Source organism: Acetobacter aceti NBRC 14818 (assembly GCF_000193495.2).
In the GTDB taxonomy this organism is placed as follows: Bacteria; Pseudomonadota; Alphaproteobacteria; order Acetobacterales; family Acetobacteraceae; genus Acetobacter; species Acetobacter aceti.
Genome location: NZ_AP023410.1, coordinates 276,630 through 296,236, shown reverse-complemented (window position 1 = coordinate 296,236; position 19,607 = coordinate 276,630). Strand labels below are relative to the sequence as shown.

Annotated in this window: 16 protein-coding genes and 2 pseudogenes; 6 read left to right on the top strand and 12 right to left on the bottom strand. The window is 58.3% G+C overall.

All coding sequences use genetic code 11. The features are described from left to right. The gene (locus EMQ_RS01370) at positions 1-681 is read left to right on the top strand and encodes a cation:proton antiporter domain-containing protein (RefSeq protein ID WP_048874289.1); all 681 of its coding nucleotides are present in this window, start codon (positions 1-3) and stop codon (positions 679-681) included. Here EMQ_RS01370 and EMQ_RS01365 read toward each other — a convergent pair. Then, the gene (locus EMQ_RS01365) at positions 670-1,977 is read right to left on the bottom strand and encodes a chloride channel protein (protein WP_010668233.1); all 1,308 of its coding nucleotides are present in this window, start codon (positions 1,975-1,977) and stop codon (positions 670-672) included. The two genes, EMQ_RS01370 and EMQ_RS01365, sit on opposite strands and share 12 nt — an antisense overlap. A gap of 432 nt (positions 1,978-2,409) precedes the next feature. On the opposite strand from EMQ_RS01365, the pseudogene EMQ_RS17105 reads away from it, so the two are divergent. Next, a pseudogene (locus EMQ_RS17105) lies at positions 2,410-3,164 on the top strand (IS5 family transposase); the annotation flags it as partial. A gap of 169 nt (positions 3,165-3,333) precedes the next feature. Here the strand turns inward: EMQ_RS17105 and EMQ_RS01355 are convergent. The 3 genes and pseudogenes from EMQ_RS01355 to EMQ_RS01345 all read right to left on the bottom strand — a co-directional run. Beyond that, a pseudogene (locus EMQ_RS01355) lies at positions 3,334-4,527 on the bottom strand (IS701 family transposase); the annotation flags it as partial. Positions 4,528-4,714: 187 nt separating this feature from the next. Then, positions 4,715-6,163, bottom strand: coding sequence for a DHA2 family efflux MFS transporter permease subunit (locus EMQ_RS01350; RefSeq protein ID WP_010667503.1), 1,449 nt, complete (start codon positions 6,161-6,163; stop codon positions 4,715-4,717). 48 nt (positions 6,164-6,211) lie between these two features. Beyond that, on the bottom strand, positions 6,212-6,778 hold the full coding sequence (locus EMQ_RS01345; protein WP_010667504.1) for a hydrolase: 567 nt from the start codon (positions 6,776-6,778) through the stop codon (positions 6,212-6,214). A 109-nt stretch (positions 6,779-6,887) separates the two neighbouring features. Here EMQ_RS01345 and EMQ_RS01340 point away from each other — a divergent pair, with 109 nt between their 5' ends. Both EMQ_RS01340 and EMQ_RS01335 read left to right on the top strand, forming a co-directional pair. Continuing rightward, a complete protein-coding gene (locus tag EMQ_RS01340) occupies positions 6,888-7,517 on the top strand; it encodes a TetR/AcrR family transcriptional regulator (RefSeq protein ID WP_010667505.1) in 630 nt (209 codons plus the stop codon). Between the two features lie 340 nt (positions 7,518-7,857). After that, positions 7,858-9,471, top strand: a complete 1,614-nt coding sequence (locus tag EMQ_RS01335) for an ISL3 family transposase (RefSeq protein ID WP_035347742.1) — start codon at positions 7,858-7,860, stop codon at positions 9,469-9,471. A 196-nt stretch (positions 9,472-9,667) separates the two neighbouring features. Here EMQ_RS01335 and EMQ_RS01330 read toward each other — a convergent pair whose 3' ends face one another. The 6 genes from EMQ_RS01330 to EMQ_RS01305 form a co-directional block, all read right to left on the bottom strand. Beyond that, positions 9,668-10,231, bottom strand: coding sequence for a c-type cytochrome (locus tag EMQ_RS01330; RefSeq protein WP_007284535.1), 564 nt, complete (start codon positions 10,229-10,231; stop codon positions 9,668-9,670). 66 nt (positions 10,232-10,297) lie between these two features. After that, entirely contained in the window at positions 10,298-10,690 is a 393-nt protein-coding gene (locus EMQ_RS01325; protein WP_018307592.1) for a hypothetical protein, read from the bottom strand. Between the two features lie 80 nt (positions 10,691-10,770). Next, positions 10,771-11,577, bottom strand: a complete 807-nt coding sequence (locus tag EMQ_RS01320) for a copper resistance protein B (RefSeq protein ID WP_018307593.1) — start codon at positions 11,575-11,577, stop codon at positions 10,771-10,773. Continuing rightward, entirely contained in the window at positions 11,574-13,406 is a 1,833-nt protein-coding gene (locus tag EMQ_RS01315) for a copper resistance system multicopper oxidase (protein WP_190653918.1), read from the bottom strand. Before EMQ_RS01315 ends, EMQ_RS01320 begins: the two co-directional genes overlap by 4 nt. Positions 13,407-13,503: 97 nt before the next feature. Beyond that, on the bottom strand, positions 13,504-13,911 hold the full coding sequence (locus tag EMQ_RS01310; protein ID WP_231367885.1) for a hypothetical protein: 408 nt from the start codon (positions 13,909-13,911) through the stop codon (positions 13,504-13,506). 2 nt (positions 13,912-13,913) lie between these two features. Continuing rightward, positions 13,914-14,186: a metal-sensitive transcriptional regulator gene (locus tag EMQ_RS01305; protein ID WP_007284529.1), complete on the bottom strand. Its 273-nt coding sequence runs from the start codon at positions 14,184-14,186 to the stop codon at positions 13,914-13,916. 43 nt (positions 14,187-14,229) lie between these two features. Here EMQ_RS01305 and EMQ_RS01300 point away from each other — a divergent pair, with 43 nt between their 5' ends. Continuing rightward, positions 14,230-16,653 carry a heavy metal translocating P-type ATPase gene (locus tag EMQ_RS01300; RefSeq protein WP_190653917.1) on the top strand — a complete coding sequence of 808 codons (2,424 nt, stop codon included), beginning with the start codon at positions 14,230-14,232 and terminating at the stop codon, positions 16,651-16,653. A gap of 92 nt (positions 16,654-16,745) precedes the next feature. Here EMQ_RS01300 and EMQ_RS01295 read toward each other — a convergent pair whose 3' ends face one another. Both EMQ_RS01295 and EMQ_RS01290 read right to left on the bottom strand, forming a co-directional pair. Further along, positions 16,746-18,023 (bottom strand): hypothetical protein, encoded by a 1,278-nt coding sequence (locus tag EMQ_RS01295; RefSeq protein WP_018307597.1) that lies wholly within the window; start codon positions 18,021-18,023, stop codon positions 16,746-16,748. Between the two features lie 157 nt (positions 18,024-18,180). After that, positions 18,181-18,944, bottom strand: a protein-coding gene (locus EMQ_RS01290) for an IS5 family transposase (RefSeq protein ID WP_132012119.1) whose coding sequence is annotated in 2 segments (ribosomal slippage) — positions 18,181-18,611 and positions 18,611-18,944 — 765 coding nt in all. Because the reading frame shifts where the segments join, the coding sequence is not laid out codon by codon here. A gap of 210 nt (positions 18,945-19,154) precedes the next feature. Between EMQ_RS01290 and EMQ_RS01285 the strand changes: the two genes are divergently transcribed. Next, entirely contained in the window at positions 19,155-19,520 is a 366-nt protein-coding gene (locus EMQ_RS01285; protein WP_190653916.1) for a hypothetical protein, read from the top strand. Positions 19,521-19,607 lie beyond the last annotated feature (87 nt).

Sequence of the window (19,607 nt, the reverse complement as noted above, 5' to 3'; positions counted from 1 at the left end):
ATGATAGCTTATCGCTTTGTCCGAAAAATGGGGACCACCTCTATCGGTGGTGGTCTGTTGGGCGCATTGACCGGGTGGATGGCTTTGCGGGTGCTCAAGGGACAGCGGGATCCGCATATCGACCTGCTGACATCGCTGGCCCTGGCCACTGGAACCTTCAGCATCGCCAATCAGTTTGGAATGTCCGGAGCGATTGCCGTCGTGGTGGCAGGACTGTGCTTTGGAACAAGCTATAGCCATTCCATTTTCGATGAAGCGTCCCGCAAGGATCTCGACGTTGCGTGGACCCTTATTGACGAGGTGCTGAACGTCCTGCTGTTCATGCTGATCGGCTTTGAAATCCTTGAGATCAAGCCGCATGTGTTTGCAGTTTTGGCGACGCTTGCCATCATCCCGCTATCCATTGCTGTGCGGGCCTTGAGCGTGCTCTTTTCAACGCTCCCAACCCATCTCAGGCAATGGGAACGAGGCCGCGTCCTGGGTATCCTGACATGGGGTGGCCTCCGTGGCCGCATCTCGGTCTCTCTGGCGCTTGGACTGCCAGCCGGAGACTTACGGGAGTTGCTGTTGCCGGTTTGTTACGGCGTAGTGGTATTCACGATCATCGTACAAGGACTTACGATGGAATGGGTCGTCCGAAGACTGTTCCCCTCCACCCGTCTCTCAAGCTTAGATCGGTAACTTCTCCTCAGAGGCAGAGTCCTGTTTCGTAAGCATGGGCTCTGGTCGTGCCGAGGGTTTGTCCATCGTTTCCAGAAATCTGTCGGCCAAGGCAGTATAGAGAGGTTGAGGGCAGACAATCCGGGAAACACCAAACGCCAGAAACGCTGTGGCCAGAAGTGCAAGGGTCACTTGCTGGTTATCGCAGATTTCCATGACGATAATCGTTGCTGTTAACGGCGATTGAGCAACACCACAGAAATAGGCGACTGTCCCCAACAGCACGACTGCACCGGGGGTCGTGTGCGGCAGAAACTGCTCGATCCATCCGCCGATACCCGCGCCGATTGCAAGAGAAGGTGCGAACATTCCACCTGGAATTCCCGAACAGTACGAAACCAGCATGGAGAGATACTTCAGGATAAAGAACGAGGCCGGGTAGTGGTCGGTTCCTGCGAAAATTGCCTGGGCCTGCACATAGCCCGTTCCGTAAGTATTCCCTTTGGAGATCAGGCCGATCACCGCGGTCAACAGTCCGCACAATGCTGAGAACATGATCGGACGCTGTTTGGCCAATCGGCCGACAGAGCCAGGTAAGCCTCTGGAAGCCCTGATGACGAGTGCGGCAAAGCTCCCCCCAGCCAGTCCCCCGACAATGCCGCAGACAAGAACGGCGATCCACGCTGTCCCCACCGGGATGTTGACGTCGGCATGACCAAAATAGGTATAATTTCCCATGAGGGTAATAGCGGTGACACCTGAGATCACAACGATCGTCAATGTCCGGCCTGAGGCTTTCTGTTCGAAAGAGTGAGAAAGCTCCTCAATAGCAAAGACAATTCCAGCCAGCGGCGTGTTGAAAGCAGCTGCCATTCCAGCAGCGCCTCCCGCCAGAATCATACTGCGCTTGGACGCGATATTGGATTGCCCAAGCAGTCGTGAAAAGCCATGCATGATCGAGGCCCCGATCTGCACGCTGGGACCTTCACGTCCGATGGAGGCACCGCAGACAAGGCCAAGGCAGGTCAGAATGATTTTCCCGGCGGCAATCCGCAGCGTGAGAATACGGTCCACAACGTCGTAATTTCCCATGTGGAGGGTAGCGATCGTCTGGGGAATTCCTGACCCCTGTGATCCTTTGAAAAGCGTTCGTGTCATCCAGGTAATAAAGGCAAAGCCCGCGGGCGCGAGAACAAGCATGGCCCAGGGATGCCACGTCACGAAGCGCGTCCGCAGTTCAGCGCACTGATCACCAAACCTGGCAAATAAAACGGCAGTGAGACCCACAAGGACAGCGCCGATCCAGTAAAGACTCATCCGGCGCCAGCGTGTTGTCCTGGCGCGCGCTGTTCGTCTGAGATGGTGGATCCTGTCCTTGTGATGAACAGATGGTTTCACAGGAGCAGAAGGCATATCAGACACAGAAAACGTCCATAGCAGTATAAGCCGTTTCCTCGGCCCTCATGACGACGACTGGAAAACTGGAATAAGAATGTCGTGCCAGATTTATCTGAACCGGGTCAAATATCGGAATTCATGATGTCGCCTTCCCTCATGCCAATTGCTGTCTCCGGCCGGCGCATTTTCATCCTGGGCCTTGTGGCAGGATATGTAGATGCTCTGAGCTTCGTGGACCTAGGTCGCGTTGACAAAAGGTCTATACGATCATCCTGAGATCTGATTCACTGGTTGCTTCTACGAAGGCGATAAGGTGAAGCGGGGATGACACGAGGGGATCTGACGGATCGTGAATGGGCGCTGATTGGTCCGCTTTTGCCATCCGAGCGTGGCCGTTGGGCACGACCATCCGGAGATAACCGCCGGTTTCTCAACGGCATGTTGTATGTCCTGCGCACCGGTTGTCCGTGGCGGGACATGCATGAGCGCTACGGAAAATGGAACTCTGTCTATGTCAGGTTCCGGCGTTGGGCTGAACAGGGTGTCTGGGATGCCCTGCTGCAAACCCTGGTGGACCTGGGTCTGAGTGATGACTGGCAGCATATGGTCGACAGTACCGTGGTCCGCGCCCACTCCCAGGCAACAGGTGCAAAAGGGGGGCTCATACGGAGGGTTTTGGTCGATCACGCGGCGGCTTTACGAGCAAAATCCACGCCCGGTGCGACAATCAAGGACGTCCTTTCGGCTTTGCCCTTAGCGGAGGTCAGGTCTCGGATTACAAGGCCACAGATGCCCTGATGGCGTTTCCGGTTCCAAACCCCAAAGCCATGCTGGCTGATCGGGGCTATGACAGCGACGGCTTCCGCCAGGATCTGCTGTTCCGTGGGATACTGCCGGTTATTCCATCACGCAAAGGCCGCAACGCTCCACAGAAAACAGACTGGCGGCGTTACAGAGACCGCAATCGCATTGAGCGGATGTTCAACAGGCTCAAGCAGATGCGCCGTATTACAACCCGATACGACAAAACCGCCTTATCATTCATAAGCTTCCTCAATCTCGCCGCCGCGAGACTTTGGATTGAATCTTTTGTCAACGCGACCTAGCACTACAGTTGTTTTTTTAGATGAGAGGCATAAGCTACCGCTTGGTGAGTTCTTCGAAAGCGTGACCAGTGGAGAATATGGTCGAGGGAAATCTGCTGCTGCGTTAATCTGACGATAAGACGCCGGATTTCCTGAATGGACCACCGGATCAGGCCTGGTAAGCGTTCGATAGTCTTTTTTTGGGAGGTCTGGCATTTGCTTCTGCCCTTACACCGGCCATCAGAGCATAGGCCAGCATGACGAGGGATACGTGACGATGCCAGCCATGCCAGGAACGGGTTTCATTGTGATCGAGGCCGAATTCGTTCTTGGCCGTTCTGAAACCTTCTTCGATCCGCCAACGCGTTCCCTCGACCTGAACGAGTTTTTCAAGCGTTGTTCCCGTAGGGCACCAGACAGTGAAATATGCGAGATCCCCATCAGTCGGATTTCGACGCACGAGCAGCCCCCGGATCCAGGCTCTGCCATCGCCTGCCGTATAGTCTGCTCCGTTGAGTTCGGCGAGCGGACACCATAGCCAGTCATACTGGCGCTCGCCTTTTGTTCCGTGTCCGGCCGACAGGGAGACCCAGGCTTGTTCCGGAGCATTCCGGGCGATGTCACGGGCTTCTCCTGCAACGGGTCTTTCTCCCAGGCCCCAGGAATTGAACCAGTGGTTTCCTGCCACGCCCAGGACATAGCCCTTTGCAGCATGCCGCAACCCCATCTCGATCTCTCCCACGCCATAAACACTGTCAGCAGCAACCCATTCAAAAGAAAGGCCCGCCCGAAGGCTGCGCTCGATCATCTGTCGGGCCAGAGAGGGTTTGGTCGCGAATGCTACGTCTGTCGGGACAGAGGCTGAAGACAGCCGTGCCGGATCCGAGGTCCAGGCTTTGGGAAGATACAGGGCACGATCCACAAAAGCATGACCCCGGGGGGAGACATAGGCTGCAAACACACCGATTTGACAGTTCGTGATCTTGCCTGCCGAACCTGTATACTGGCGTCCCACGCCGCAGGAAGCCTTGCCCTTCTTGAGGAAGCCGGTCTCATCAATCACAAGGACAGCATCCTCATCGCCCAGGGTTTCCTGAACATGATCGCGGACAATGTCACGCAGGCCGTCTGCGTTCCACTGCGTTCGGCCCAGTAAGGCCTGCTGACGCCAGGGACCTCCATCGCCAGCCGCTTCAGCACGTTGCCACCCTGTCTTGCGTGGCAGATTACCCAGAAGGGTTTCCAGATAATGCTCCGCCGAGACCGCAACCCGGGCCTGGCCAAACAGGGGACGCATCTTTTCCTTGACCGTTCGCAGTCCTGTAACCAGCAGCGACAGCGTCTCTTCAACAGATGCTCCGCCCGTCATCATGTTCCATTCCATGGAAATGCATGGAATCATACTTTATCTCGAAAAACAACTGTAGTGCTAGGACACGTTTCTGCTTAAGCAGAAAGACGACCCGGTCTGAAAAGTAGACGGGCCGTAGTCGCCCTCATCTCGGACAATCCGAAATACAAACAACTGATCTTAAAGCGGATGACGCTGCCCAATCTTGCCTGGATAACTTTTATTTTCTCAGGTCAGTATCAGAGCGTGACAGGTTCGATCCGAACTGACGTTTCTTTTCCAAAGGCTTGATGCAGCGCGTCGCGAATAGCAGAATACCATGGAATAATGCAAGCAACCCAAATGTTTCGGCATAAGCCTCCGATGCGACATGGGATGGAGCGATTGTCGCAAGCCGCCACCCAAGGAATGTGGCGCACGCTGTAATCAACATCGGCCCTCCGATCCTTTGCATGATGTTCAGCGCAGTCGTTGCCATCGGGATATCCGCGCGTGCGATCGAAGCGTATCCCGCGCTCATCGCCGGAATGCCGACGGCGCCCGCGCCGCCGCCCCGCAACAACAATGCTATGGTCAGCAGGACGACGTTCAGACCGCTATAAGCAAGCACCACCAAAATCACTGTTCCGACCAACGACAAAAGAGCCCCGCAACCGGTCAGATTGCGCGCGTCAAGCTGGTCACTCAGACGGCCAATGAGCGGATAGACGCACATCATCCCCAGACCCAGTGGCGCCATAAACAGACCCGTCCGCTCGGGCGAGACACCGCAGACGTGGATCAGCCATACGGGTAGAAGCATCTGACCAGCGAACGACACCCCGTTCGTCAGAAACATGATGACCGCCGACACAGAAAAGGCGGGTGCACGCAGCAGGCGCAGATCGATCAGCGCGTCATCACCCTTGTGTCGAGCGGATCGGACATACAGGACGAACAGCACGAGAGACGCACCCAGGGTCGCTGATCCGTAGGGTCGGGTGACATGATCCATGCCGTAGAGAAACGAGACGAGGGCGGGCGCGAGCAATCCGAGCCCTGTCAGATCAAGCGGTCGGGGGCGCTCCTCATGTCTGTCGTCCGGGAGAAACAGAACGGCGAGGATGAAGGCCGCCAGCCCGACCGGGACATTGAGAAGAAAGATCCAGCGCCAGGACGCGATGGAGAGGATGGCTCCCGCGACGACCGGCCCAAGAAGCGGCGCGAGCAGAACGGGTGCCGTCATCGCACTCGCGACCCTCGGCATCTGCCGACCCGCCACACGGGCGACTGTCATCTGCGCCATAGGAGCGAGCAGGCCGCCCGCCATGCCTTGCAGTAGACGGAAGGCGATCAGCGACGGTGCCGACCATGCCAGCGCGCACAGGCCCGATGTCAGCGTGAAGGCACCGAAGCACCATAAATAGACCGCTCGCCCCCCGAGGCGGCTTACGAGCCATCCGTTCAGCGGCAACGTCAGGGCGAGCGCCAGCAGATAGCCACTGACCACCCACTGAATGTGTGAAAACGGCGCGTGCAGGGTCGCGACAAGATCTGGTAGCGACACATTGACGATCGTGGCGTCCAGTTGCGCCATGAAAGATCCGATCGCCGCGACGCTCACGATTTTCCAGGTGCCTGGAGGCAGTCGATCCGAGCCTTGGGCAGGCGACGATGTTCCGGCGTTCATGAACGATCTCTCCGGGAACCGTGAGACGCGCAGACATGAACAATGCGTTTATGCATCCAGCGCAATTGCCTCGCTCGTCGTCACACGGCCAAGACGGGGAAAAATCTCCTCGCAGGCAAAGCGCTGCATCTGGTCCGTGAATGTGGACATGACATCCTCGGCGAGCACAACGTTGTATCCATGCTCATGCGCTACTCTGGCAGTCGATTCTACGCCCAGATTGGTGGCGATTCCGCCGAGCACGATGGTCGTGATACCGCGTCGCCGCAGCTGGAGGTCAAGATCCGTGCCGTAGAAGGCACCCCACTGCCGTTTCGTGACACGCAGATCGGTTGGCTCGGCAAGTCCGTCAACGAGTTCTGCCCAGTCCGGCGCGAAGCCTCCGGGCGGCGAAAAGTTGCGATCGACGACCGCATGCACGGCATCGGCGAAATCTGGTGCGAACGCTACATTAACCAGAATGACCGGAGCCCCGGCAGCCCGGAAACGCATTGCGAGTTCTTTCGATCGCTCAACAATTAAAGCACCCGGTGTCGGAGCTAGGGGGAGCCCCGTGATGCCCTTCTGGAGATCGATCAGGACGAGAGCCGTCCGGGTGGCTGGAAGCGAAATCATGGCAAGACCTTCCCTATCGGCATTAGAACCGCCATCCCGAACTGTTGTCCGGAACACACGGAAACGTTAATAAGTTGAGCATATACTCAAGCAGGAGCATTATTTGAGGATGGACTCAAATACGTCAAGAGCAAAACGAGCGACTCTTCAACCGCTGCGAGCAGCCGGACGTCAACGTGTCGAAGAACTGCTGGTAGCCGCATCGGACGTGATGGCAGAGCGCGGTTACGAGGCGACGACTATGGCGGAGATCGCAGCAAGAGCCGGAGCGAAGATCGGCTCGCTGTATCGCTTCTTTCCGAACAAGGAAGCAGTGGCGGACGCTTTAGTGCAGCGCCATATTGCCATTCTGGAAGACGAATACGCCGCACTCGCCAAACGTGCAGCCACCCTCTCGCCGGACGCTCTGGCGGATATTTTGATCGAACTGCTTGTCACGCTTCATCCTCGCGTGAAATCTCTGTCCGCCCTGATGGAAGCGCGGACTGACAAGATGGAGATCCGTGATCGTGCGCGAGGACATGCTATAGCCGGAATCGCGGCTGCGCTGCGTGTCTGCGCGCCAGGATTGGATGAGATGCTGGCGAAAGATGTCGCGGCCGTTGTTCTGAACACCATGAAAGCCTTGCGCGGCATGCTCGCGAAGGACGCTCCCACGACGCCAAGCGCGCCTGACGAGTTACGGCGGATGAATCGTCTTTATCTTTCGGACCGGCTGGCACCCTTCCGAAATATTTGAGCCAGTGCAATGGACACGAAGACATAATTTTCCGGATTGATGAGGTATTGGACAGACGACGTGAGAGCCTTGGCGCCGTCGCGGAGAGTGAGATGTTGTCGCAGCTTTCGCCCTCGTCTCGGTCGTTCGGATGCCCAGATCACATTCCCGACTCCGGACATTGGCCCTACCCAATCCTGCTTTAGGCGGCAGGCGCCCGATAAACACGTCAGTAAGGTGCTCATGGTGTTGATTTTCGTTGAGAACTGGGTTCTTCCGCACTTTTCGTGATGGGTATCTTGTACTGAGGTTCCGGAACTGGGAAATCCAGAAAGTCGTTCACTTTCATGGATATTCCCCAGTGTCACGCCTTCGGTCTCTTGATCTTCCCCGTTCCCTCGTCGTTCGTCGTGTTGTTGCACTGGATAACAGAGTGGAGATCGAAGTCGGTCTGCGAAAACGGAGTGCAGTGTGTCCGGACTGTCAGTGCCCGACACAACGCATTCACAGTTTCTATCAGAGAAAACTCGCGGATCTTCCATGGCAGGGCCGTCCAGCCACGCTGATCGTTTCTGTGCCGCGCTTTTTCTGCCAGACGATGCTTTGTCCACGTCGGACGTTTGTCATGCCCCTTGAGGGGATAACCGTGCGTCATGGCAGACAGACCACACGTCTTGCCGATCTTCATTATTATATCGCCCACACCCTGGGCGGTTCCGCTGGAGCACGAATGACCGTGCGCCTGTGTTGCCCCATCAGCGCGGATACTCTTGTCCGCCGTCTTCTCTCACGTGTGCAGAACACCACAAAAGGCACGGCCCTTACACGTGTGGTGGGGGTGGATGACTGGGCATGGCGGCGGGGACATCACTATGGAACGATTGTGGTCGATCTTGAGAAAAATGATGTCATTGACCTCCTGCCAGATCGGGACGCTGATACCCTTGCCCGATGGCTGCAGGTCCACCCCGGTATTGAAATCATTGCCAGAGACCGTGCCGGTACTTATGCAGACGGATGCCGCAGAGGCGCACCATCCGCTCTTCAGGTGACAGACCGCTGGCATCTGCTGAAGAACCTGTCAGACGCTTTTGTCAGCATTCTGGACCGTTTTACGACGACTGTCAGGACCCTGACACGACAGATGAACGTATCAACGGTCGTAAGCAAAATATCTGAAACAATCAGAGCGCATCCAGAAGAGGCGCAGGCGGTCGTCAGGTCAGCCTCTGGGGAACGGCGTGACATTCTTTTCAAGGAAGCTCTTGCCCTGAAAACAGCGGGACACAGCATTCAGGCTATCGCCACAACGATCGGGGTAGAGAGAAAAACCGTGCGGCGCTGGTTTCAGCGGGGCCATGCACCACCATGGAAAAGAACGGTTCCGTCACGCAGCATACTCGTGCCTTACACAGCCCACCTGGAAAAGAGATGGTCCGAAGGATGTCGCAATAGTCGTCAGCTATGGCGGGAACTCCTGGAGCAGGGCTTTGCAGGACAATATGGCACCGTCTGGAAATGGGTGGCGACGCGACAGGGATGTTCCGCGAAACTCGTTCCTTCCGCGCATGTCGTTGCACCTCGGGGACGCAGACTTGCGCGGCTTCTCCTCGCAGAGGATCCGTTATCTGCCGGACAGGAGGGACTGCTGGTTCCTGCCCTTCTGGAAGCTGAACCGCACCTTGCCGTCACACTCTGCTGGCTCAGGAAAATGCAGACCCTGCTCTGTAAAAGGGGTGACACCTGCACGGGAGGCGATCTGAAGGCTCTGCTGGAAGAAGGAAAGACGACGCTGCTGTCACGTCTGATTCCCGCGCTTGAACGGGATGCGGCTGCCATTGAAGCGTCTCTTGTCACACCTTGGACAACCAGCCCGGTTGAAGGACAGATCAGCCGACTGAAAATGATCAAGCGAACCATGTTCGGAAGAGCAGGCTTCGAACTCCTCAGGGCGCGTGTCCTTCAGCCCGCATAATCAAAAAACATCATCACGAAAAGTGCGGAAGAACCCAGTTCTCGGTGAAAATCAACACCTCATGGTTTCTCCAACACGTCATCATCCTCGGCAAAGCGCATACCGACCCATTTTCCGGACGTCGTCAGGAATAAGAAATTACTATACGGGGGTATGGCATATTTTCCTTGATCTCGATCAATTATCGCAGCGGCATCTACGGTCGGGGCATCGGCATATCCATGTCGTGATGCGTATGATGTCCGCCAGCTGCTCCTGCCTGGGCGACCAGCGCCTGGTAGTCAGAACTGTTCATTCCCGGAAGGCTCCCGAGAAACGCAACGATGTTCCAGAGATCATCATCACCATGATCCGCCCAGGACGGCATGCCCGACATCTTGATGCCATGCTTGAGGATCCAGAACAGTTCGCCCGGTGTATAGCGTTGCGCCACATCCTTCAGAACCGGCGGCTTCGGATACATCCCCACCGCCATATCCTCGGCCTCGACGCCCGGCGCGGAATGACAGGAGGCGCAATGCGTCGAAAAATGCGATGCGCCGCCGACGAGCCGTGCCTGCGTTTCAAGATCGACAGGTGCGGTAATGCCCTCGGCGTGATGCCGGATTGAATGGAGGCGTGCCGTTTCCAGAACACGATAGGTCAGCCGCCAGTGCGGCGAGGTGGCGCCCACATCATACAGGCCACCGAAAACGACGGTCGCTCCTGCGCCGATCCCAAACAGCAGGATACCGGCGAACCCCCAGATCAGTCTTGTCATACGTGCCTCCCTGGGCCTTTCCAGGGGCGACGCTGATGGCGCCGCCCCGCTCCGGTCAGGACCCGATCAGCGCTGATGAACCGCGTCAGGCATGCCCTGCGGCCCCATCGGCATCTTCATGCCGCTTTCCTTGTCACCGCAGCCCATTTTCATCTTGTGATCTGACGGCGCCATGGCGTGGCCGTTCGACATATTCATGCCCTTCATCTTCATACAGTCTCCCATCTTTCCCTTCATTTTCATGCCCTTCTCCATGCCCTCCATGCCGGAACCGGACATGCCGTCCATTTTCATCTTGTCGTGGTCCATCCCCGACATGCCGGACATGCCCTGCATCCCGGACATATCCTGACCCTGCGGCTGGGCCGGTGCCGGAGCGGGGGTCTGGGCATGCGCAACCGAGACCGTGGCCAGAAGTGCGGCCAGAGCGGCCGAGAACCTGAAATTGATAGTCAGCATTTGTAAGTTCCTTATCTTTTGTTATCTGAAACGGGGCCGCACGGAGCGCCCCGCAACGACTTCACATCGGGCAGGAGCGGTCAGAACCACGTCCTGATCCCGAAGGTGAAATTCAGGTCCTGGACACGCTCATTCCTTGAACGCGCCATGTCGGCGGCCTGACCGAACGTGCCGGAGTAACTCACGCCGATATAAGGCGCGAATTTCCGATGCCATTCGTAGCGAAGCCGCAATCCCGTATCGATATCGGACAGCCCGGTTCCGACGCCGCGCGCACGATCGGACGCGGAATAGAAGTTCATCTCGACCTGGGGTTGGAGAATCAGGCGATTAGTCAGCAGGATATCGTATGAGCCCTGCAGACGCCCCGCCGCACCCCGGTCGCTGAAATAGGCCGTGGCCTCCACATTGAAGAAATATAGAGCCAGTCCCTCGACCCCGATCGCGCCCCAGGCCCGTGTGGGGCCGTTGTCAATATCGAGACGCACGCCAGTCTGGACATCGAAATACCGGGAGATGGCACGATCATAGAGGGCCTCATGATCTCCATCACCGAACTTGCCGTTTGTGCCGACCGTGCCTTCGGATTTCAGCCAGAGCTTGTCGTAGTCAGTGCCGAACCAAGCCTGCCCATCGTAACGGAACTGCCCGCCATCGGCACCAAAGCGCGCCTCGAACTGGTCGAGCAGCGCATGCATATAGATGTTATGGTCCATGACCGGCTGGATGCCGTTGACATAGACCACGGGCGCGGGAGCCGAGGCGGTCTGCGCTTCCTGGGTTCCTTCGCTCTGGCGTGCCGGGACTGACTGGGCGCGTCCCGTGCCAGGTACCGCGGTAGCCAGTCCAGCGGCAAGGACCGTGCCACCTATCAGACCCCGGATCACGACACCACCACCGTGCGGAACATGCCCACCTCCATGTGGTAGAGCAGGTGGCAGTGATATGCCCACAGCCCGGGTTCGTCCGCCGTGACCAAGTAACTCAGCCGCTCACCCGGCTTGACGGTAATCGTGTGCTTGTAGGGTCGGCAGTCACCCTGCCCATTTTCCAGTTCGCTCCACAATCCATGCAGATGGATTGGATGCTCCATCATCGTGTCGTTGATCAGGACGAAGCGCACCCGCTCGCCCAAAGTCAGACGAATCGGTTCCGCTTCCGAGAACTTCTTGCCGTCGAATCCCCAGATGAAGCGTTCCATGCTGCCGGTCAGGTGCAGGGTGATCTCGCGCGACGGCGGGCGTGGGTCCGCGCCCGGGATCGTGGCCCGCAGATCGGCATAGGTCAGAACGCGGCGACCATTATTCTCCAGCCCGTCGCCCGGCTCCGCCAGCCGGTTGATCGGCATCATGGCGACACTCTGCACCGCGACGCCGGGTTTCAACTCTGTTTTATGCCGCGACGCAGCCGCCATGCCCGACATATCCATCGCAGCGGCTCCGGGTCTGTTAGCCTCCTTCATGTCCATGTGATCCATGTCCATGCCGCCGCCGGCAGGGGCATCACCGGGCTTCCCCGGCGAACTCCCCATCTCCATGCCCGCCATGCCGCCCTTCATGTCCATATTCCCCATACCCATGTCGGTCATGGTGCGCAGAGGGCGCGGGTCCATGGGGGGAACCGGCCCGGCAAGGCCCGAACGGGTGGCGAGCGTGCCGCGCGCGTATCCGGTACGATCCTCGGCCTGGGCAAAGACTGTGTACGGTCCATCGGCGGTGGGGCTGACAATTACATCGTAGGTTTCCGCTGGCCCGATGCGGAATTCATCGACCGGGATGGGCTCCACGTCATTACCGTCGGCCTGAACAACGGTCATCGTCAGGCCGGGAACCCGCACGTCGAACAGCGTCATCGCCGATGCATTGATGAAGCGCAGGCGTATGCGCTCGCCCGGTCGGAACAGGCCCGTCCAGTTTGCAGCAGGCGACTGGCCGTTGATCAGGTAGGTGTAGATGATGCCCGACACATCCAGAATGTCGGTCGGCGCCATGTTCATGGCACCCCATTGCAGGCGATCTCGGATCGTCGCACCCAGCCCCTGCCGATGTGCGTCACGGAAGAACGTGTCCACCGTACGCTGGCGGAAATTGTAGTAATCGCTCTGGAATTTGAGGTTGGAGACGATGTCCTCAGGATCGACGTCGGTCCAGTCGGACAGGACCATCACATAATCGCGGTCGAAATGCTGCGCGTAACCGTCTCTCGGGTCGATGATCAGAGCCCCATACAGGCCCGTCTGCTCCTGGAAGCCGGAATGGCTGTGATACCAGTAAGTGCCGCTCTGATGCAGCGGGAAGCGATAGGTGAACGTCTCGCCGGGCGCGATGCCGCCGAAGCTGAGGCCGGGCACGCCATCCATGTGGGCCGGCACCCGGAGGCCGTGCCAGTGGATCGACGTGGGCTCATCCAACCGGTTGGTGACGTTCAGTTCGACCGTGTCACCCTGACGCCAGCGCAGGATCGGCGCGGGCGTGGAGCCGTTCACACCCACCGCGTGCATGCGCGCACCGGTGATATTGACCGGCACAGAACCGACCGTAAGGTCGAAACGGGTGCCAGGCAGCGGGTCGGGCCGACCCGACGCCGGTGTATAGACCGGAGCGTAGGCGCCCGCGCTGCGCTGCGGGACGGCCAGCGCCGCCCCCCACAGGCCCGTCCCGATGACGAAACGGCGGCGCGTGATCGCGCCCCGTCCCGTAAGTGATCGTATTGACATGAATAATGATCGTATTGACATGAATAATAGTCCGCAAAAGAGAGAAGGCGGAACCGGTCATAGGTCCATGACCAGCCCTGAGACTGTCAGAACAGAATCAGGCCATCTGTCTGGGCGGCGGCAGGGCGGGCGCGAACGCACGGCCGACCATGCGATCTGAGCGCGACATGCCGAAAGGCGCGGTAACACCTGCGTAATCAAACGCCCTGGTCACGGATGGTGGCATCAGCCAATTGGCGACGCAGGCACCCTGGGCGCAGCAATCGCCGCAATGATGACATGGATGATGGTCGTGGCACGGTTCATGATTGCAATGTGCGGTCGTCGTATCCGCACGGGATGGCATCTGCATCCCTGGCATGTCGGCCATCGGCTGGGTAACCACAGCAACTGTAGAGGGCAACGTGGCGGCATGACCCGGCATGACGGATGCCAGCATCAGCCCCACCTGCAGAAGCAGGCAGGCCAGCAACCGTCCCAACGGTATCGCGCCGATCTCTTGCACGTCTACCCCGTCATCTTGCTGACCGTTTCGATCAGTTCCCCGATTTTTTCCTGACGCTCCACCGGATCGCCGGATTCGATCGCCTCTACAACGCAGCCCGCGATATGTTCGCGCAGAACAAGCCCCTCGAGCCGATGCAACGCCGCCTTGGCGGCCCGAAGCTGAAGCAGAACATCCACGCAATAGCGGTCTTCGTCCACCATTTTCTGGATGCCACGCACCTGACCTTCGACCCGTTTCAGGCCCTGCGAAATCTTTACCCGTGACTGCCTCATTGCACTATACCCTACAGGGGCATACCATGGAGCGCAAGCGATTATGGCATGTCTGGCGCCGCGTGGCGGCCACAAACAAGGGGACCTCATGACGAACGACAATACAGCAGCTTGCGCGTCCCATCTCCATGGAGAGGGTCCCACCCCGGCAGCGACCGGAGTTAAGACGCGCCCGGTCAAGGATCCCGTGTGTGGCATGACAGTCGACCCCGCGACGGCGACGCATCATGCCGACCATGATGGCCAGACCTGGTATTTCTGCAGCGCGCACTGTCAGACAAAGTTCGAAGCCGACCCCTGTCATTACCTGCACAAGGCGGACACGACGCCCATCAAGTCTCAGCCCAAACGGGTCGGGGTGATCTGGACCTGCCCGATGCACCCTCAGATCCGACAGGATCACCCCGGCTCCTGCCCCATCTGCGGCATGGCGCTGGAACCGGAGGAGCCATCCGACGCCGACACGCCTAACCCGGAACTCGTGGATTTCAGCAAGCGCCTGTGGGGGGCGAGCATATTGGCGGTCCCGCTCGTTATCATCGCCATGGCGGCGGATATGGGAGGGCTGGCATTTCTCGATGGCGGCCTGACGAACTGGATTCAGTTGGCGCTCACGGCGCCAATCGTGCTGTGGGCCGGCTGGCCGTTCCTCGAACGCGGCTGGATGTCGCTCCGCACCCGGCATCTGAACATGTTTACGTTGATTATGCTGGGCGTCGGCGCAGGCTTTCTCTATAGCATCGCCGCGACAGTGGCCCCTGGCCTGTTCCCTGCTGCCTTCCGCATGCATGACGGGTCGGTCCCGGTCTATTACGAAGCCGCCGGTGTTATCGTGGCCCTGGTGTTGGCCGGGCAAGTCCTGGAACTGCGCGCCCGCGCCCGTACCAGTCGCGCCATTCGCGCGCTGCTGGATCTCGCACCGAAAATCGCACACCGGGTCGGCGCGCTGGATCGGGAGGACGACGTACCGCTGGCCCAGATCGTGCCCGGCAATCGGCTCCGCATCCGGCCGGGGGAAAGCATCCCGGTGGACGGCACCGTCATGGACGGGCGCTCCAGCGTGGACGAAGCCATGCTGACAGGAGAGCCAGCACCTGTCGCCAAGGGACCGGGTGACAAGGTGACGGGTGGAACCATCAACGGCACCGGCAGCCTGCTGATGACAGCCGAGGCCGTTGGCTCGGACACGATGCTGGCCCGGATCGTCAGCATGGTGGCGGCTGCCCAGCGTACGCGCGCACCGATCCAGGCGGTGGCGGACCGGGTCTCCGGCTGGTTCGTGCCGCTGGTCGTGCTTGTGTCCCTTCTGACCTTCGTCGTCTGGCTTCTGGTCGGTCCGCAACCGCGCTTCGGACACGCACTGCTGAACGCCATTGCGGTCCTGGTGATCGCCTGCCCGTGCGCGCTGGGCCTGGCCACTCCGATGTCGATCATGGTCGGCATGGGACGCGGGGCGCGAGCCGGCGTGCTGGTTCGCAACGCCGAAGCACTGCAGGCGCTGGATACGGTCGATACGCTGGTGATCGACAAGACCGGCACCGTAACGGAAGGCAAGCCCCGGCTGATCGCGACCGAAACATCAGGTGCATGGGATTCCAGCATCGTCCTGCGGTTGGCGGCATCACTGGAAACGCAGTCCGAGCATCCGCTGGCCCAGGCGCTGGTCGCCGCGATGACGGCGCAGGGCCTTCAAGCCGCATCGGTCGGGGATTTCGCCTCTCAGACCGGCCTGGGCGTGACCGGCACCGTGGACGGGCATGCCGTCGTCGTCGGAAACCAGGCCCAGATGCGGCAGCAGGGCATCGATGCGTCAGCATTGATCCCTGTCGCGGACAGCCACCGGGCGGAGGGCGCGGGCGTCATGTTCGTCGGCATCGACGGACAGGCCGCTGGGTTGCTGGTCGTGGCCGATCCGTTGAAGACCGACGCGAAGGAGACCATCGCGGCACTGCACGCAGTCGGCATGCGGATCGTGATGCTGACGGGCGACAACGCCCGGACTGCGGAAGTCGTCGCCCGTCAGGCGGGGATCGACGAGGTGCATGCCGACCTCAAGCCTGAGGACAAGGCCGCAATCATTCGTGACATGCAACACAAGGGAGCCCGTGTCGCCATGGCGGGCGACGGCGTCAACGACGCGCCGGCCCTGGCCACCGCCGATATCGGAATCGCCATGGGCACAGGCACCGATGTCGCGATCGAAAGTGCTGGGATGACACTGGCACAAGGCAGCCTCGCCGGACTGGTACGCGCCCGCCGCCTGGCACAGGCAACGATGCGCAACATCCGGCAGAATCTGGCATTCTCGTTCCTGTTCAATGGGATCGGCATTCCACTTGCCGCAGGAGTCCTGTATCCCGTCTTTGGCCTTACGCTGTCGCCCATGTTCGCGGGAGGCGCGATGGCCCTGTCATCCCTGGCCGTCGTGACAAACGCACTGCGGCTCAATGCCCTGAGACTTCGATAAAAGCAGATTGCCTATTTCGTTCGGAAGGCATGCCTATCCGCGACAGGAACCCACACGAAGCGATGACCCGTTCATTACAAGAGCATAGATTTTCACGCAGGGATCAGCAGATGGGATATAGCTTGAATGGGTTTCATACCCTGCCCAAAGCGCTCAATGGCCTTACGATCCTTCTCAAGCGCCCCGTAAGGCAGATACCGGACTTTCAGATCGGCAATCCTGCTGAAAGCCGGTCGCCGCAGTTGTTCCCGCACGTCGGCTTCCCGCTTATCCGGCGCAACAAGGAACAGTCCCTCCAGGGCCTGCGCCTCTGACCCGAGAGCAAGATCCAGCATCCGCACGATGCCGGAATAGATGGTCGTTGAATGCTCAACCTCGAAGGCTGCCACAATCCTGTGGCTTTCCCGACCGAGCCACAGAACATCGATCAGGCGCACGGATTCCGCTCCCTGCGTTTCCGTCGTGAACCCCGGCAACATCGACAGACAGCCATCTCCCAATTTACCGTCCTGCCATGGACGGCCACGATCATTGGCAGCAATCCAGACATCATACCCTAGGGAAAGCCCCAGATCGCGAAGCCAACCCTGAATTTCGGTATGGGTGTGATCCGTTTCCCGCTCTGCGGCGAGTATCCGGGCTTCTTTTGCGCTCTGCTCCCTCACCTGGTGAAGATCGGCTTCCCAGAGTTTCCGCGCTGTTTCATCATCATTGAGAGGTGGCGCTGTATAGCGTCCGCTTCCGAGATCAAACAGCAGTCCTCCGATAGCGCCCAGATCATTGGACAGCAGCGAACGATAGGTCGCATTCAGCTTCAGAATGCCCTGCCGCATGGCAAGATATTCCTCCCATCGGCCCAACTTCATCTTTGATCCGGTTAAGGCGTTATAGCCGTTCACGATTGCCGTATTGAAAGGCGGCATGATCGTAGGATGCAGGAAATACAGCAGATTGGCGACGGCTGGTCCCAGCCCTTTTATCTTCCGGGCATCGATCGCGTGGATGGCCGAGACCACGTGCTCGTCGGTATTGCAACACAGGCAGGTATCGAGAAGCTGCCCGAATGCTTTCTGGTTTGCAGGATTTTCGTAGATATCGGGAATGCGTAGCTTCGGCTTCCACAGGAAGGCGTGATCCGCACTCTTGAAAATCTGGCGCTGCTCCGCAATCGAATGGACGACCGTTTCCAGAGAGGAACCACGATAGGCGACCCCGAATGTGCTCTCGGCTATCTCGGCAACGACCTGCTGCAGACCACGGCGGATAGACCGAAAATTCTTGATACGTTCGTCCCACAGAAACCAGCTCTGATAGGTCCCTGCCGGATCGTCCCGCCAGCGAAGGATAAGGTCTAGAATCAGGTCGGTCATCAATCCAGAAACTAAAATTACATTCGTTTCTAAGCCTGATTGTAACAGCGGCTCACGTCAATGCGGATAATCGCAAGAGGTTGCGCGGTATGATACCCCCGCTTTGAACTTATTTCCCCTAAACATCTGGAATTAAAAAATTCTCTAGGCTCAGGACTCATTCTTTGAGGTAGAAGATGAAGCTTGCTGCGATGTGGATAGCGGACATGAAAGTGTGTGCGCAGCGGTCATATCGTGTTGCCACCCGCCGCCAGTCTTTGAGCTTTGCGAACATGTTTTCGATGAGGTGGCGCTTTTTATATAGATGCCAGTTGTAAAGTGGCTTTGATTTCCGGTTCTTCTTCGGCGGAATACAAGCGGTGATCTTCCGTTCTGCGAGAGACTGCCTGATTTTATTACTGTCGTATCCCCGGTCCCCGATGACCTCTTCTGTCTCATCGGGAAGGTCTGTCAGAAGTACATCTGCTCCCTTGAAGTCACTAACCTGACCGGCCGTCAGATGAAGACGGACAGGACGGCCTTCGCTATCACAGACGGCATGAAGCTTCGAGTTCAGGCCGCCTTTTGTGCGTCCGATATGGCGGGGAAAAGACCCTTTTTGAGCAGGGACGCTGCCGTTCTATGCGCTTTGAGATGTGTTGCATCGATCATCAAACGCTTCGAACGGCCAGCCTTTTCCGTCAGGGCCACAAAGATCCGGTCGAAGACACCCAGGCGGCTCCACCGGATGAAGCGATTGTATAAGGTCTTGTGCGGACCATACGCTTTCGGAGCGTCTTTCCACTGAAGACCGTTGCGGATCACGTAAACGATCCCGCTCAGGACGCGTCGGTCGTCCACACGCGGAACTCCATGCGCCAGAGGAAAAAATGGACTGATCCGTTCCATCTGCCTCTCCGAAATCAAAAACAACTCACTCACAGCCTCACCTCCATTGGTAAGCCTGTGAATCACAACGTCTCGCTCAGTTCAATAAATTAATAGGTCCTGAGCCTAGTGAAGTTCGCGGAAGGTCTCGCTAAAATAGATGTCCAGAATCAGATCGTCTTCGTATTCGACAATGACGCTGAGGGTCTCGACGCCCATCAGCGTCTGTCTACACTCCCCTTGTCTGCGAATATGCGTGGAATCATGCTGCCTGAGCTCGAAGAGTTCCGCTTTTTTCCAGCGGAAGGTCCTGAGGGCCTCCACACCTCGAACATTAATCGCCGCGCTGCGACAATCGAGTGCTATCTCGATCTCAACGTCGGCGGTTACCCGCCGGCTAAAGTGCTGTGGACCAACTACAAGAAGAGCCTTGGCACGTATCAAGGGGCGCTGGATTACAAGGAATCCTATAGCAAGGAATTCTTAAAGCAATCGGCCACGACGTTGGCTCAAGGTAAATACGATACGCGCAAGATCGAGTCGGTTCTCGATTTGCTCATCGCCGAATGCAAAGCAATCGCTCTCGATCAGTGGGACCCGGCGAGCATCGAGTTGAAACACCCCTTCTGATGGTTGAAAAAAGACCTTCCGCCGACCGATCGATGCACCGTTGAAACTGTTGGTTCAAATGGTATTTTTCATGGTATCACCTGATGT